The sequence below is a fragment of the Methanococcoides burtonii DSM 6242 genome (genome assembly GCF_000013725.1).
Classification (GTDB): Archaea; Halobacteriota; Methanosarcinia; order Methanosarcinales; family Methanosarcinaceae; genus Methanococcoides; species Methanococcoides burtonii.
Map to the genome: position 1 here is coordinate 1,006,925 of NC_007955.1, position 16,887 is coordinate 1,023,811.

Genomic DNA, 16,887 nt, shown 5'->3' on the forward strand with positions numbered 1-16,887 from the left:
ATTGACTAATGAGGGCTATTTTGCCCTCAATTTTATTATCGACTGTTTTATCCTTATTTTGCCACGTTTCTGTGATCTAAATTAGCAATTAGCTTGCGATCTCATATATCAAAAATTTAGAATTCGGATCGAGATAAATATAGGCAAGCCGCCCATGTCTGCCGATAAGCAATATTAACTACCAAAAAGCTTGCTGAAAAGGTCAATTATACGATCAACAAATCCCTGAAGGAAATTGGAGATCTGCCCCTTGCCTTCATCAGATACAGTTGAGGAACCATTATCCAAACTTGATGTTCCAGCCATTTGATCAGGGTCGAAAGAGAATGTTCTTGTATCTGGCCCATCAACAGGAAAATGCCCAACTATTGCAAAAGGAGCCAGAATATCAACACTCGTATCTGTTTCATAATGGACAAAACCATCATCTTTACCAATAATCTTAGTAGGTAAAGCCACCCATACATCATTATAGTACATCTTCATCGAAATTGAATCCGCCTCAATTCCATTTTCATCGATCCAATCATTCCGTACCTTAAAGCCCACACTGGAAGATACAATATTCTTTTTTAATCCATAGTTCCCCACCCAGATATTCAGATTCTGATATACCTCACCATCAGGTTTATTCGGAACCAACGTAGAAGTATTAACAAGCACTTCAATAATGGCTTTGACAGAACCAACATTTGAATCCGCTAACAAGACTACATACTCAATTCGTGCATCTTCACTGAACATGAATGTAGTTTCAACATCACGGGAAACATATTCAGTAACTACTTCTTTATGATAGATATTTTCAAAATACTCATTGGTCGTACTTCCACCACCACCATTACTGCTACTTCCGGATCTTTGATTTGATGCCGGTGCAGTTGTACTACTGCTGAGATTGACCCAACTGGAATTTACATTGCCAGAGGTATCAACAGTACGTGTGCTAAGATTATATACAGAACTTGAATTCAAACCGACAACAGAATAAGAAGTACCATTGGAACTGGATTGGAAGATGGCATTAAGATAAAGCTCCACATGGGAATTATCGACATCTGAAGGGTTTAACCAGCTCCACGTTATCGAACTTTCAGATGAAGACGAACTCAGGCTGGAGACACTCCCCGGTGGTGTGTTATCAACTGTAGTATTCATTATAACATAGACACCCGTAGAATTTGTATTACCTGTTGTATCAACCGTATGTGTGCTTAAATTGTAACTAGCGTTAGCGTCAAGGTAGTTAACAAAAAAGAAGTTACCACTGGTATTACCTAAAAGAGAGTTATTAACATAAACATCAATGGAAGAAAGATCAATATCATTAGGATTTATCCAGCTTAAATTTATCCAGTGATCTCCGGCTTCAGCTGATAAATTCGTTACACTAAAAGGAGAAGTGATGTCAGGTGTTGTATTGGCAAGAAAAGCACTACTACTTGTATTGGCATTATTGAAATCGTCTACTGAATAGACATTGACGCTATAGCTGGCAGATGGATCAAGACCAGATATGAGATAGAAATTATCAGTCACATTAGACAGGAAAGAGCCATTAATATATACATCAGCATGCGATAGATCAGGATCATCGGGATTTGTCCAAATTAGATTTACCCACCTCTCGCCGGCAGTAAAACTCAGGTCGCTAACATCAAGTGGAGGAGTTGTATCAAAAGTTGTGTTTGCAAGAAGAGCATTACCACTTGTATTAGTATTATTGAAAACATCGACCGGATAAACATTGAAACTATAATTAGTGGATGGATCAAGACCCGATACGAGATGAGAATTACCAGTCACATTAGACCGGAAAGAACCATTGACATATACATCGGAATGAGATAGATCAGGATCATCCGGATTTGTCCAGCTTAAATTAATCCACCTCTCACCGGCACTATAGTCTAAGTTACTAACATCAAGTGGCTGAGTTGTGTCAGGAGTTGTATTAATTGAACTATTCGACCAGCTTAAATTGATATTATTATAGATGTCGACCGTACGTGTACTGAGTACATACGTGGTGTTAGGAATAAGATCAAGAGCCGTAAAGGAATTTACAAATATGTTTTCTTGAAAACTACCGTTCAAATAAACTTCGGTGTGTGAGAAATCCCCCTCCGATGGATTGTCCCATGTCCATGTGATCCAGCGCTCCCCAACAGTTGCATTTAAGTTGGATACATTTCCCGGTGGAGTGAAATCCGAAAAATTGGCAGAGATAACTACCGCAAAGGGCTGAGGCCCATTTGGAACATTAGGAGCACTTACTTTCACATCATAATAACCCACACTTGGTAAGTTAATAGAAACCTGTTCTACAGTATTAATAGAATCAACTGCACCATTTCCATATGAAGTCCCATTTGGACCAGTAACTGTAAGATCGAGATCATTTACCAGAGAAGTAGCTGCATAAGCAGTCCCTGGGTAATCAGTCCATACCAACGTTACTTTAAGGTCAGATATATCTGAGACAGCATAAGTACGATTCCAGAACTCATTTGTACTTAGACCAGTTGTATTATCAGCATACATCCAGACTTTAGGATAATCTGGAAAAAGAGACTCCGAAACATTCACTCGACCAAATCCCTGCGCAGAAGAGGCATACCCCAGATCAGTAGCACCGTTTATCAAGGTTGCTTTTAAAAGTGCACCACTGGGAGTTGTTGATTTGATATCGGTATAATACTGCCTAACAAGAGCAACTGTTCCCGCAGTTAGTGGTGTTGCCATGCTTGTACCACTCATGTAAGTGTAATTAGTGTTATAAACGAGTGAAGAAGCAGTGGAATTTATAAATGTACCAGGAGCAACGACGTCTGGTTTTATACGCCCATCCAAGGTAGGACCACGGCTACTAAAGTCAGCAATTTCATTAATGTTATCTGATGAAGTGCCTTTATACGGTCTGTTATTTTCTGAAGCTCCAACGGTTAATATATTTTTAGAACTTGCCTGGTCTGAAACTGTAGTCGCTCCCGAACCACTATTTCCGGCAGAAAAAAGAATAAGGCTTTCTGGATGATCCCACATAAATGTATCAATTGCTACTGATTTAGGAGAATAGTTTCCAAAGAATTCAGGATATGAATCTGAGGTACCCCAACTGTTAGTATGAATCCTTGCACCATTATCATAAGATTCTTGGAAAAGAATTTCCAAATTTGACGGCGTTAGCAGACGACCATTATTTGCTGTTTGGATCCCTTCATACTGCAATGCCTGAAAAACAAGTTTTGCCCCTGGTGCTGTTCCGGAATACAAACCTGAAGAACGATTACCATTCCCAAGTACAGAACCAGCAACGTGTGTTCCATGTCCATTCAGATCCTCTGCACCAGAATCACCATAATCAGCACTGAGATTGTGAGCTGCTGTCCACCATGCATGTAATGCTACGACCCTCCCTTCAATATCATCATGCATTGTTTCATCGTTAAGGCCAGTATCTAACCCAGTATCTGCAACCGCAACTATCTGACCACTACCATTCAGACCATGCTTATTGTCAACAGCAGGAACTCCAAGTATTCCTGATGCAACATCATTGAAAAGGACTGGATGCACGTATAGATCAACCCAGCTTACACCATTAATAGAAGCAATATCAGCAATCAAGGAACGATCAGTCTTTACCTTGAGTATGCTTCCACTATTCTCAAGAATTTCACCACCAAGAAGTGTGACCTTATTTGAGATCATTTCATTTTTAGTAGGATCAAAAAGCATTACTATAACGTCTTCAGATCCGGTCAGCTCAGGCGTTGAAGAAAGAGATGAGCTAATACTATATGATGGCTCGTAAAAACCTACCCATCCCACAGAATCAAGGTCCTCAACTTTTGTTTTTACGGAAATATTCATTCGTACAATAAAAGCATTGTTTGGAACATAATCAAATATTACAGCTTCAGTATCTACAACATCATGCTTCCATTCTTCGAGAACAGGTCCTTTGAACTGAACAATATAATAATTCTCTATATTCTGTGATGAGATAGAACTAACAAATATAGAACTAGAAAACTCAGTTTCAGAGATACTTCCCGTAGAAAACTGTGAATTTTTAAGCAATATATGAAGATCTTGATCAGAAACCAGATCACCCATTGTGAGGGATGATTCAGAGGGTTGCGACAATGCAATGATAGATAATGAAAATATCGAGAATACCAAGACTAAAATGATGGATAGAACGGATATTTTAAAATTGGACATTGACCTATTCCTCTTACAAGCAAAGTGTGAAACAACTGTTGATGACTGTGAGATAAATTGATTGTGAAATAACATATATATTTAATTATATAAATATATAAGTAACCCATATTTATTAAAATATATGAAATATAATATAAAAATCAAAAAAAGAAGGAGAAAGCAAACATAAAATAAACACAAGATAATCAATCAAAATTATGCACTTTCCTGAACTCAGGGTCCCTCATTAGACAGATACCCCCATTATAAGTAGAATCTTTGCGGATCTTTCGCCAGACATCAGCAATTTTGTTCTGATCGATATTACCAAACGATAAAGGCAGACATGCACATGGGAAAATATCCCCCTCAGGTGTAATATGCAACCATTTTCGACCTGCAAAACAACCCATTTTCTTAAGGACATGCGGAATAGGGAACAGTTTTGGACCATCCATTCTTTCAGCTTTTTCTACAAAATAATCAAATTTCTTATGATCTTCTGAGGTCATCAGGCCATCCGAACGGTCCATCCACCTTCCAGTAGGAACTATCTCGAAGAACGAGATTTCATGTACATCCAGTTCAGTTGCCAGAGTGTAGAAATCATCCAGTTCATCAATGTTGTCAGGAGAGATAACAACATACATGTTTACAAGCAACCCGGATTTCAGCGAGTTCTTTATCCCTTCAATGGCAGAGTTGAAAACACCCAAACGGCCACGCATTGAATCATGACCTGCTTCATTTGCACTGTCAAGACTGACGCTGATCATATCAAGACCGGCTTCCTTTAGGGACATTGCTTTCTCAAGCGTTAGCCCGACACCTGATGTGAACATACCCGTGAGTGCCCTGTCCCGGTCCACATATTCGATGAGCTCTTCGAGACCATCATAGGTCAGCGGTTCACCACCATCAAAGACAATGAAGGTTGAACCCAAGTCAAGAACCTGATCAATGACGTTCTTTACTGTTTCAACAGGTAAAGTGGCTTTGTTCTTCGTATCAGGGAGAGCACAATGGAGACATTTATTGGGACATTCCTCCGTTATTGAAATGGTCACCTGCTCAGGAAGCATTTTCCCCCTTATATATCCCATCTGGCTTGACACAAGCCGATCAAAGGCTTTGCTTGGAATAGGAGGCATCCATGTGGAGAAGATGAGTTCAGCCTCTTTTATAACTGCAGGCTTTTTACCATCGAATAGGTCCATCATATTGGAAGTAAGCGGTTTTATAGCCCTTGATGCAACCCCTGAAGTGTGCATTTTTACAAGACCTTTATCTACTGTTGCATAGACCTTAAAGAACGGGTTCTTGTAGAAATAATACCTTTTATCAGAAGTCATAAGTTTACTTGCTCCTAAAAAGTGCCTTATAAGAAAGGAAGGAATGAGGGTCTTTTTTCAACATGAAAAGTCCAAGTTGCATACACTTGTGTGTAGAATTACCTGAAAGGAAGGAAAAGTCCTCATCTTCAAATGTTTTCATTAACCTATCGATCTCGCGATCCTCCATCTTGCGAAGGGTCTCAAGACCTATACGACCAAGAATGTATTCAGCCCTGTATTCAGTGTTCCACTTACTCCGATATTCAGAAAGGACCTTAGCCGAAACATCGCCTTTAGCAATGGCATCAGCGGCAACATCACCACACATCTGACCGGCATGCATACTATAGCCAATACCGGACTGGCCTGCAGCCCCCCCCACGAGCATAACACCATCAGTATGCATCTGTTTTGGCATTGTGACGATGGGATCTCCACCAACTGCCCTTTCATGGATCACAAGATCATCTATGCCTTTAATTTTCTTGAATTTATCCACCCACCTATCAAAGAATGAAGTTACATCTTTTCCATTTCTTCTAACATAGACCCCGAGAGTAGCAAGGTCCTTGCCACATGGAGAATATGTTGATTTCCAGCCAGGGCAGTGATTGCCAACATAATATTCGAACATATCCGGCTCGCCTATACCATCTGCCTCTACGAACGCTTCCATTGCCCATGCGATATCGTTAGAATACTTCATAGGCTGAAGCCCGAGAAGACCTGCAAGCTTTGAGTTTATACCATCTGAGACGATGACCATCTTACAGGTAAGCACCCCATCGTCCGTACTGAGCGACATCCCATTGCTGTTCCTTAAGATGTTATGTACATCGACACCCATACGCATCTCAACACCGGAATCTTGGGTCTGTTTGGCATAGAACTCATCGAATTTAAGACGATCAAGGAAATAAGCAGGAGCTTCTATGGCAACCCTGCCACCAGATGGTGCTATCAAATATGCTCCATTCATATTCTTAAGAACATAGCTCTGGTCCACCGTTTCGCCTGCCCTGTCGAACATTCCTTTGAAGAAAGTATTCGCGGGGTGTGTGGGATGGCCGATAATCTCTTTTTTATCAAGAAGAAGAACCTTCACACCTTTTCTGGAAGCATTACGTGCAGCCATAAGTCCTGCAGGAGATGCACCGATCACAATAACATCAGCATCCATTTCTATTACCTCCGATCACCAAAGAATTCCTGCATAGGAAGAAATACCAATCGAAAGGATCACATCAAGAATTAGTGAACCAAACATTACACCCCTATACCGAGAACCTTGAAGAAACAACTTACCTCCACGCTCAGGAAGAGGATTTTTTACAAAATAAAGTGCTTTTGATAGCATCCATATGCCCGAAAGTATGGCACCTGTAAAGAAGACAGGGCCAAGTTTTGCGGTTATACCAATGGCCATTGATGCGAGGATACCAATTACCCAGCATGCAAGAATGAATTTGGATGTCAGGGGTACCCCAAATGTCACCGGGAATGTGGGCGCACCTTTTGCACGGTCACCTTCAACATCCCTGCATACTCCAGAAAGGGTGAAGCCCCAATCAGCAACACACATCATAATAAAGAAGAATATTGCCGGCAATGGCAATATTACACCATCATTCCCCCTGAGTATGCCCGCAGGGTCGAAAGCAAGCCAGATGCCGACCGGAACAAGCCCATAAGCTATTCCCACGGGTATGAAGCTTAAAAAGGTCATCCGCTTTGCAAACATTGAATATATGCTAATGGTCACTACTGCGATGACAAGTATGAACAGGGATTCAGGATTCAGATAGAATGCTGCCACTGCTGCTACGAAGAAAAGGATGAGTGAATAAGTCAATCCATTTTTCCGGGATAGCGTTTCAGATGCCAGCGGCCTGTCAGGTAGGTTTATCTTATCGATATCCACATCACAGCAATCATTGTACACATAGGAACTTGTGATGGCAGCATATCCACCTATGACAGCAATTATGAAGGGAATGAGCGGAGGAAGTGCAGATGTGGCAAGATAAGATGCCAGCAGTGCACTCGATGCCGGAAGGGCAAAGTCCATATCCGCTATCTCCGGCCTTAGCAGTTCTAAGTAGGGGTTGCGCGTTTTTGATCCTGTTGTAGATACCAAATGAATCACCAATGATGAGATCTTTAATTATCGTTTTTAATGAACATCAATGAGTTACTCTTTGACATCCGCGATCTTTTCCAGTTTTTCAAATAGAGGATGTTCAAGCTCTTTTCCCTTTATGAAAGTAAACTCTGCATCGGGATTCAATTCGATGAGCCTTATAGTATTTTCAAGGGCCTTGCCCAACGATTCAATATCGGTGTCTTCGATAACTTCCGCATTGAAAGGATATACCTCAGAAAGTTCAGCAGGGAATGTACCGAATGGTGGTTTGAACATAAGGTCATTGTCAGATTCAGGATAGGTCCTCATTGAGAACGGTCTGATCACAGCAGTGCCTTTTATGGTGAAGCGCTCAAGCCTTTTGGAGAACCTTAAGACTTCCGGCCTTTGTGATGATTCAGGTCCACAGTAGAAGAACGTGGATTTGGAGGCAGGGTCGTATTTCTCGATCCAGTCAGAATATGAGTACATCCGTTTCAATGCTTCAAGCATTCTTGGGTGACTGCGACATCTCATTTCCACAAGTTCCAGCAGGTTGCCTTCTTTTATAGATTGCTTTATGAGGCGAATTTCCTCAAATGTCACATAGAGGTTGTGCCTTGCCAGAAGATCACTGCAATTATCGGCTTTTTTAACCTCTTCTGCTGTGTGTGAGACGCATATTGGGCAGGAACATGGAAGATAGCTTAGGTTATCAATATGATAGGTCCCTTTGGAAGTAATGTATCGCCTGTCCTTTGCATAGAGTGCATAAGCTGCGGAATCAAAAAGATCGCAACCTAGTGCCACTGCCAGAGCAAACATCATTGGGTGACCGGCACCAAACAGATGAACGGGTACGGTGGGGTCAAGGCCCTTTTTAGATGAGACGATAACGTCAACAAGCTCTGCATAGCGATAGGATTCCATCAAAGGAACGACTGCACCAAGTGGATATACATCGAATTTGTGTTCACTAATAGTGCTGGCACATTTTTCACGTAGGTCAGTATATGTGGAACCCTGAACAGGGCCTGCAAGAAGCATCTCGTCATTTACCATACTGCGTGCTTCGATGAGACGTTCAATGGTGGTTTCCATTTCGGATTCCGCACGTGACCTAGGTACGTCTGGAGGGGTAGGTATGTCAAGAGGAACTCCAACATCAGATCCAATCGTTTTTTGGAACTCAATTATCTGTTCATTGGTTACCTCTATGTCACCATAGACCGAAAGCTGGAAAGAACCGGAGTCGGTCATTATAGGGCCATCAAAATCAAGAAGTGAATGAAGACCGTCCTTAAGGGCTTTTTCCCGAAGCTTGTCCCTGCGTGATATGATGTAGGAATTCGTTATTAACATCTGGGCACCGAAGTCCCTCATTTCAGAAGGTTTTATGACCTGAAGGTTCGGGTTTATTACAGGCATGACGGTGGGGGTTTCCACAGTTCCGTGTGGTGTTCTTAGTTTCCCAATGCGTCCTGCTGCATCTTTGTGGGTAATCTCGAATATTGATGACATTTGAGCATTAGATATTGGCTGATGTTATATATTTGTATTTCATCACTTTTTAGATAAAATTTGCCAGTATCTAATTAAAGCTCGTTACGTTCAATAGATTTCAATTTGAAATTATCTCAGAAACTATTTCAAATGCTTCTGACACATCGGATTCTGATACTTTCAGAGATTTGTTCTTGGCTATACCCAGATCTGTTAGTATGATGTGACGATCAATGTTTATGTTTGAAAGTTCAAGAGACTTTTTAGTGCATTCCAGCGGGCACCCATCTATTACAATTATTCTGTCACAGCCTTCTGCAGACCTTATGAGACCAGATACTTTTCCACCAATACCTACTGCACACATCATTTTTCCAACTTCCCTGTCATTTAGCTCGATAACTACCTGATTGGAAAGTTGACCTACATTAGAAGCACCGGAGCATGAGAATAGTCCGACGTTACCGGAGCAACATGCACATTTTGTTTCTTCCGCCATTCCTGTCACCACCTCAATTACTGAGTTAGCCATTCCCTTACTTTGTCTTCTGAAGGGATCTTACCTGCGATCTTTACATCGCCATCGATGACAAGTCCAGGAGTTATCATTACACCATACTCCAATATTTTGTTTATGTCTTCGACTTTGGTTATTTCGGCATTTATGCTATTTTCATTAACTACTTTTTCAACCAGTTCTTTCAATTTGTTGCATTTTGCACAACCGGAACCAAGAATTTCTATTTTCATTTTATTGCCTCGTTTATTTTGTTTAAGGTTAATTAATATTAAGCTATGTACATGCCATAAGCAAACCCTGATATAGTGGAAATAATGACGATCAGGGATATGTAGACTGATGCTTTTTTAGCACCCATGATTCGGCTTATGACTATCATATTTGGAAGACTTAGTGCCGGACCTGCAAGGAGCATTGCAAGTGATGGACCTTTCCCCATCCCCAATATTGTTAGTGCACTTATAATAGGTACTTCTGTAAGTGTTGAGAAATACATAAGTGCTGCAGATATCGCTGCTATGAAATTGGAAGAGAGTGTATTACCACCAACGAATTCAACAACATATTCTTTTGGAAGTATTTCTACAATAATGCCTGCAAAGAATACACCTACGAGTAAGAGAGGGGTAATCTGTTTGATAAGGAACCATGTTTCACCCATCCATTCTTTAAGTTCTTCTTTTGTGAACCACTTGTTTGAGAAGTGAGCGGTTATCAAAATGAGTGCGAACATGATAACACCAAGGAAACGACCATTTGAGATAATTTCAGGTGTTATTAGTATTGCCAGTAGGAGGATGAAAAGATAAGCACTTTTCTTGTGTTCATCGTCACCGAACGTCTTTATTCCTTTCTTAATCTCTTGCTGTTTTCTTTCAAATATAAATGCCATTGAGATACCAACTACAATAGATAAGAGAATGGCAATTACAGCACGTGCAGCACCGAGATCATATCCAAGTATCTTCGCGGTATACACAATTGCAAGGATATTAATGGCAGGTGCTGAAAACAGGAAAGTGCTTGCGGGACCGATACCTGCACCTCGTTTGTAAATGCCTGCAAATAAAGGCAGAACCGTACAACTGCAAACTGCTAGCAAGCATCCTGACACAGCAGCAACAGTATATGAGACATAGCCAGGAGCATCTGAGCCAAAATATTTCAAAACCGATTCTTTTGAGAAGAGCGATGCTATTGCACCTGCAAGAAAGAATGCAGGTATCAGACAAAGCAATACATGGAGTGCAAGGTAATTTTGTACTGACTGAACACCAGCATCCATTAGATATAGCAAATATTCGGATGACATAATTTCAAGCAATGTTGAAATACTATTTAAGCGTATCTATTTCAATGATTTTTGAATTGATGGTGTGTAAAGATATCTTTCACTTAATTCTAAGAGCAATGATCAGAAGTCCATCAGGTAGAATCACATATACAACAGTTGTTAACAAAATAACATCTAAAACAAGAACTTTGTATGTAGGAGATGAAATAAATAGTTCCAAAAAGGATTGAACAGCAATAAGAAAAGCAACTTAATAAGAGTGAGCATAGCAGCGATGCAGATTTCCCGAAGACTCTCGTACTTCAGTACAATAAACAACGTGGGCAGACTTATCTTCTGTGTTCGGATGGGAACAGGAGTTGCCCTGCCACTATGCCCGCCATACTCTTATGTTAATGAATAAAACCAAGGTCCAAATCCAGATTAGCGCTTCTGGAGCGCGCGACCTTTGAGCTTTGCTCAAGAGGTCAGGATTTTAAGTCAGACCCTCTTATTTTAATGAATAAAGCCAAGGTCCGGATTCGAACCGGAATGGTATCGCTCTGCAGGCGATTGCGTAGCCGCTCCGCCACCTTGGCAATTGGGATGTATTCCCTAGTAGGTAAAACATGCATATAAACTTTTACCTTGTGACAAATATAGGTACTGCGAAGTGATTCTGATAGACATGATGTCTGTTAGAATGAGATCAATTACCATTGTAAATGTTGTCAGACAGAGTTACAACTATTGAGTTAAAGATCAGTCAAGAAAAAAGTTGAATAGAGTGAGCATAGCAGCGATGCAGATTTCCCGAAGACTCTCGTACTTCAGTACAGTAAACAACGTAGGTAGACTTATCTTCTGTGTTCGGATGGGAACAGGAGTTGCCCTACCACTATGGCCGCCATACTCATTCAAATTAATGGAATGGAATCATGTATGATCATATTACATATCAGATTTCGCCCGGACAAAGCGAGAAGGATGAGGCACGGATATTAGTAAATGCGGACTGAACACCTCGTTGCCTTGGTGCTTACATCCCATTCCTATCGATCCGGTCTTTTACCGGAACCCTTAAAGTGGTCTCTTTTTAGGTTAGATTTCGAGCTTAGATGCATTCAGCTCTTATTCCTTAGCGCGTAGCTGCTCGGCAGTGCCTTGTCAGACAACCGATCGACCAGTGGCGCCGTTGCTCTGTTCCTCTCGTACTAAAAGCAACTTACCCTCAGACCACATACACCTCTAGTAGATAGTAACCGACCTGTCTCACGACGGTCTAAACCCAGCTCACGATCTCCTTTAATAGGCGAACAACCTCACCCTTGGCTGCTGCTGCACAGCCAGGATGGAAAGAACCGACATCGAGGTAGCAAGCTGCCGGGTCGATATGTGCTCTTGCCGGCAACGACTCAATTATCCCCGGGGTAACTTTTCTGTCATCTTTAGCCCGCACCAAGCGGGACATAAAGGTTCGCTAGAACCGACTTTCGTCTCGTGATCCACTACTGTGCTGAATCACGTCAGGCTAACTTATGCTCTTGCACTCTTCAGTAGGTTTCCGACCCACTTGAGTTAACCATTGCGCGCCCTTGATATCTTTTCAAGGGCGTCCCGCCCCAGGCAAACTGCCCACCTATCGGGGTCCTCCTCACGGAGTGAGGGTCGTAATCTTGGAAGGGTAGTGTCCCAATTGCGACTCCACCGATGCTGGCGCACCGGCTTCGACGTCTCCTACCTACACTGTACATCCAAAATCACAACCCAGCGACAGGCTGCAGTAAAGCTCCACGGGGTCTTCACTTCCCCCTAGAGGTCTCTAGACTCTGCACTAGAATGTAAGCTTCACCGGACTCTGGCTAGGGACAGTAGAACTCTCATTGATCCATTCATGCAAGTCGCCAATTAAGCGACAAGGTACTACGCTACCTTAAGAGGGTCATAGTTACCCCCGCTGTTTACAGGCCCTTCATTCCGTTGAACCGAAGTTTCAGGTACCTGCACTGAGCAGGATTCAGAGATCGTACTAGCCCTTACGGGTTTGCGATCTCCTATGTTGATATTAGACAGTTAGAGTTCCCTGGTCACTGCGACCTGCCGTCTTCACGGCAGGCACTCCTTCTCCCGAAGTTACGGAGCCAATTTGCCGAATTCCCTTAGCCAAATTATTCCGACACGCCTTAGCCTTTTCAGCTAGGGGCACCTGTGTCAGATCTCGGTACGGATATTCAACTCCCTTTTCACGGGTTCCGGGGTGCAGCCGACTTTCGTCATAACATATTCGTCTGCTTCTCGCCATTACGGCTCTCCACAGATTTAGATGCTTAAACGGCGCGACAGCGCCGCTCAGCCTGCCCCAAAACGTCAGTTTTATTGTTGAATAGTACAGGAATATTAACCTGTTTCCCTTTTGATGTACTCGAATTACGGTACAACTTAGGACCGACTAACCCTCGGCTGACGATCATTGCCGAGGAAACCTAGCCCCTTCGGCGGTTAGGATTCTCACCTAACTATGCTGCTACTATTACCAGGATTTTCGTTTCCGCTCGGTCCACAGGACTTCACAGCCCTGCTTCTACCCAAACGCAACGCCTTCCTACGAGATTACCTTACGGTACTCCGTGGTATCGGTGGTCGACTTGAGCCCCGTCCATTTTCGGGGCCCCAAACCTCGACTGGTGGGCTGTTACGCACTCTTTAAAGGATAGCTGCTTCTAAGCTAACCTTCCAGCTGTCTAGGGCTTGGGACGCCCTTTAGTATTAACACTTAGTCGACACTTAGGGACCTTAACCACGGGCTGGGTTGTCTCCCTTACGGACTACAGGCTTACCCCAGTAGTCCGGACTCCAACCTTCTACGACGACGGTGGGTTCGGAGTTTGACAGACGGATGAGGAATTTCTTCCCCAGGGCCATCAATCAGTGCTCTACTCCACCGACTATCTCCAGTTAGGTCATGCTACGACATGTTTCGGAAGGAACCAGCTGATGCCGGGTTAGATTAGCCTTTCACTCCGAGACGCAGGTCACACGAATGATTTGCAGATCAATACCGCTTGCGGTCCTCCACGTAGCTTTCGCCACGCTTCAACCTGCCCACGCCTAGATCACCCGGCTTCGGGTCGTAACTTAGTGACTCCACGCACTTGTATACGCCGCGTCTCACCCGTAAAGGTTGCACGCATGTTGCTTTCGCTTCGGCTTCCCAGATAAAAGGTTAGCCATCGCCACTTAGTTACACTCCCTGGCCCGTTCTTCAAAACGTATGATATGACATCGGCATTAGAACTCGTACTACAACCTCGCGGTTGATTCCTTCGAACTAAAGATCCTTTCATGCCATATCGCTCCATCACCATCAGGTTTCAGGCACTTTTAACCTCCCTTTTGGGGGTACTTTTCAGTTTTCGGTCACCCTACTATTTCGCTATCGGTCTCAAGACGTATTTAGTTTTGGAAGTTGGTGCCTCCCAAATTCTCGCGTGATTTCCAACACACGATACTCAGGAACATTTCCAATTCCTCTTTTCATTGCTTACGTGACTATCACACTCTATGGTCTAACGTTCCAGAAAAGTTCAGCTAAGAAAAGATAGGAATCTTAGAAAGTTCCTATAACACCACATCTCCCTCACATTACTGGAGGGATTCAGTTTGAACTGTGCCGTGTTCATTCGCCATTACTAACGGCATCTCTTCGATTTCTCTTCCTGCCCCTACTAAGATGTTTCAATTCGGGGCGTTCCCGATCATTACTGATCAGCACAAATGTGCTAAGAGGTCTCATTAGGAAATCTCAGGTTCATAGGTTCCATGCACCTACCCTGAGCTTATCGCAGCTTGGCACGTCCTTCATCAGCGCTTGAGCCGAGCCATCCACCTGACGGCATAATTACCAGAGTCCATCTCACTTTGTCCAGTGAGCGTCTGATATGTAATATGTATACATGATCTCATAGTACCTGATATGGGGTATCAGGCACATCCATCCTTCCCAAGCAACATTACTTGCTCGGTGCACTTGATGATTGTGAATCTTAATTGATCCAATGGACTTGTAGGGATTCGAACCCTAGGCCTCCGCCTTGCAAAGGCGGCGATCTTCCAACTGATCTACAAGCCCCTGAGAACTTTCCAGCGAATCTCAGTTCATTGAAAGTGGTTTGTTGAATTTGGCAGTTTATCGATTTCTGACTGATAGCGGTGATCCGCTTTGTGCGGATCTTGCTTAGGAGGTGATCCAGCCGCAGATTCCCCTACGGCTACCTTGTTACGACTTAACCCCCCTTGCGAAATTTAGGTTCGAACACGGCACTAAGTCCGTGCCCTCACCCATACCTCACTCGGGTGGTTTGACGGGCGGTGTGTGCAAGGAGCAGGGACGTATTCACCGCGCTATGTTGAAACGCGATTACTACGGATTCCAGCTTCATGAGGACGAGTTACAGTCCTCAATTCGAACTACGGTTGGGTTTAGGAGATTGCCATCACCTTTCGGTGTAGGAACCCATTGTCCCAACCATTGTAGCCCGCGTGTAGCCCGGGAGATTCGGGGCATACTGACCTACCGTAGCCCGCACCTTCCTCTGGTTTAGCACCAGCGGTCCCCACAGAGTACCCATCATCCCGAAGGACATGCTGGCAACAGTGGGCACGGGTCTCGCTCGTTGCCTGACTTAACAGGATGCTTCACAGTACGAACTGACGACGGCCATGCACCTCCTCTCAGCGATTCAGGTAAAGTCTTTAGCTTGACCTACATTTTGCTGTCGCCCCCGGTGAGTTTTCCGGCGTTGAGTCCAATTAAACCGCAGGCTCCACCCGTTGTAGTGCTCCCCCGCCAATTCCTTTAAGTTTCAGCCTTGCGGCCGTACTTCCCAGGTGGTTCGCTTCACGGCTTCCCTACGGCACCAGAAGCGGTCGCACCGCCCCTGACACCTAGCGAACATCGTTTACGGCTGGGACTACCCGGGTATCTAATCCGGTTCGTGCCCCCAGCTTTCGTCCCTCACCGTCGGACCCGTTCTGGTAAGACGCCTTCGCCACTGGTGGTCCCACAGGGATTACAAGATTTCACTCCTACCCCTGTAGTACCTCTTACCTCTCCCGGTCCCAAGTCTGACAGTATTCCCCGGAAGCCTAACAGTTGAGCTGTCAGATTTCCCGAAGAACTGATCAAACCGGCTACGGACCCTTTAGACCCAATAAAAGTGATTACCACTCGGGCCGCCGGTGTTACCGCGGCGGCTGGCACCGGTCTTGCCCGGCCCTTGCTAACACATGCCGTTTACACATGTGGACAGCCAACATAAATGCTGGCACTCGGTGTCCCCTTATCGCGGTTTCCCGCATTGTAAAGATTTCGCGCCTGCTGCGCCCCGTAGGGCCTGGATTCATGTCTCAGAATCCATCTCTGGGCTCTTGCTCTCACAACCCATATCCGTCGTAGGCTAGTAGGTACGTTACACCCACTACAACCTGATAGACCGCAGATCCATCCTTAGGCAACCGAAGTCTTTTGATCAAAAAGCATTCCAGCATATTTGACCTATTCGGAATTATCTCCAGTTTCCCGGAGTTATGCCAAACCTAAGGGCAGGTTATCCACGTGTTACTGAGCAGTCCGCCATGTTCACGAAGAACATATGACTCGCATGGCTTAGTCGAACACCGATAGCAGTAACCTCTGGCAGGATCAACCAGAGTTTGTTGTTAAAGCACACTAATTGGAAGTTAAACTTAAAAATTGTCGGAAAAGAACACTCTAAAGTGAATTAGAGAGTTACTTAGTCATGCACAATTTCGATTAGTTCTCGATAGATAGATTTACACTATCAGTCAGAATTAATCGAACTGCCAAATTCAACGTCAGACCGAAAAAGCTCCGGTCTCCACTAAATAATATTAAATTGAAGGT

At 43.6% G+C, this 16,887-nt stretch carries 8 protein-coding genes, 2 tRNA genes and 4 rRNA genes; all 14 read right to left on the minus strand.

Annotation, left to right across the window (positions count from 1 at the left end; genetic code table 11):
- Positions 1–174: 174 nt before the first annotated feature.
- Positions 175–4,230: a S8 family serine peptidase gene (locus tag MBUR_RS04800; protein ID WP_011499029.1), complete on the minus strand. Its 4,056-nt coding sequence runs from the start codon at positions 4,228–4,230 to the stop codon at positions 175–177.
- 188 nt (positions 4,231–4,418) lie between these two features.
- Entirely contained in the window at positions 4,419–5,564 is a 1,146-nt protein-coding gene (locus MBUR_RS04805; protein WP_011499030.1) for a radical SAM protein, read from the minus strand.
- Positions 5,565–5,568: 4 nt separating this feature from the next.
- On the minus strand, positions 5,569–6,726 hold the full coding sequence (locus MBUR_RS04810) for an NAD(P)/FAD-dependent oxidoreductase (RefSeq protein ID WP_011499031.1): 1,158 nt from the start codon (positions 6,724–6,726) through the stop codon (positions 5,569–5,571).
- Positions 6,727–6,741: 15 nt separating this feature from the next.
- A complete protein-coding gene (locus MBUR_RS04815) occupies positions 6,742–7,683 on the minus strand; it encodes a UbiA prenyltransferase family protein (RefSeq protein WP_011499032.1) in 942 nt (313 codons plus the stop codon).
- A 54-nt stretch (positions 7,684–7,737) separates the two neighbouring features.
- Positions 7,738–9,189, minus strand: a complete 1,452-nt coding sequence (tgtA, locus tag MBUR_RS04820; protein ID WP_011499033.1) for a tRNA guanosine(15) transglycosylase TgtA — start codon at positions 9,187–9,189, stop codon at positions 7,738–7,740.
- Between the two features lie 100 nt (positions 9,190–9,289).
- The gene (locus tag MBUR_RS04825; RefSeq protein WP_011499034.1) at positions 9,290–9,670 is read right to left on the minus strand and encodes a putative zinc-binding protein; all 381 of its coding nucleotides are present in this window, start codon (positions 9,668–9,670) and stop codon (positions 9,290–9,292) included.
- 17 nt (positions 9,671–9,687) lie between these two features.
- A complete protein-coding gene (locus MBUR_RS04830) occupies positions 9,688–9,921 on the minus strand; it encodes a thioredoxin family protein (RefSeq protein WP_011499035.1) in 234 nt (77 codons plus the stop codon).
- Between the two features lie 38 nt (positions 9,922–9,959).
- Positions 9,960–11,003, minus strand: a complete 1,044-nt coding sequence (locus MBUR_RS04835; RefSeq protein ID WP_011499036.1) for a permease — start codon at positions 11,001–11,003, stop codon at positions 9,960–9,962.
- Positions 11,004–11,248: 245 nt separating this feature from the next.
- Positions 11,249–11,369: ribosomal RNA gene (gene rrf, locus MBUR_RS04840) — 5S ribosomal RNA — on the minus strand.
- 122 nt (positions 11,370–11,491) lie between these two features.
- Positions 11,492–11,563 (minus strand) — tRNA-Cys (locus MBUR_RS04845).
- Between the two features lie 192 nt (positions 11,564–11,755).
- Positions 11,756–11,876, minus strand: a 5S ribosomal RNA gene (gene rrf, locus MBUR_RS04850).
- A gap of 70 nt (positions 11,877–11,946) precedes the next feature.
- A 23S ribosomal RNA gene (locus MBUR_RS04855) occupies positions 11,947–14,874 on the minus strand.
- Between the two features lie 146 nt (positions 14,875–15,020).
- Positions 15,021–15,093, minus strand: a tRNA-Ala gene (locus tag MBUR_RS04860).
- A gap of 107 nt (positions 15,094–15,200) precedes the next feature.
- Positions 15,201–16,676, minus strand: a 16S ribosomal RNA gene (locus MBUR_RS04865).
- Together the 16S, 23S and 5S rRNA genes with 2 tRNA genes alongside form the textbook arrangement of a ribosomal RNA operon.
- Positions 16,677–16,887 lie beyond the last annotated feature (211 nt).

Coding starts and splice junctions, on each gene's coding strand:
- tgtA (WP_011499033.1), bottom strand. CDS start 9,189: ATGTCATCAATATTCGAGATTACCCACAAAGATGCAGCAGGACGCATT.
- MBUR_RS04800 (WP_011499029.1), bottom strand. CDS start 4,230: ATGTCCAATTTTAAAATATCCGTTCTATCCATCATTTTAGTCTTGGTA.
- MBUR_RS04805 (WP_011499030.1), bottom strand. CDS start 5,564: ATGACTTCTGATAAAAGGTATTATTTCTACAAGAACCCGTTCTTTAAG.
- MBUR_RS04825 (WP_011499034.1), bottom strand. CDS start 9,670: ATGGCGGAAGAAACAAAATGTGCATGTTGCTCCGGTAACGTCGGACTA.
- MBUR_RS04830 (WP_011499035.1), bottom strand. CDS start 9,921: ATGAAAATAGAAATTCTTGGTTCCGGTTGTGCAAAATGCAACAAATTG.
- MBUR_RS04835 (WP_011499036.1), bottom strand. CDS start 11,003: ATGTCATCCGAATATTTGCTATATCTAATGGATGCTGGTGTTCAGTCA.
- MBUR_RS04810 (WP_011499031.1), bottom strand. CDS start 6,726: ATGGATGCTGATGTTATTGTGATCGGTGCATCTCCTGCAGGACTTATG.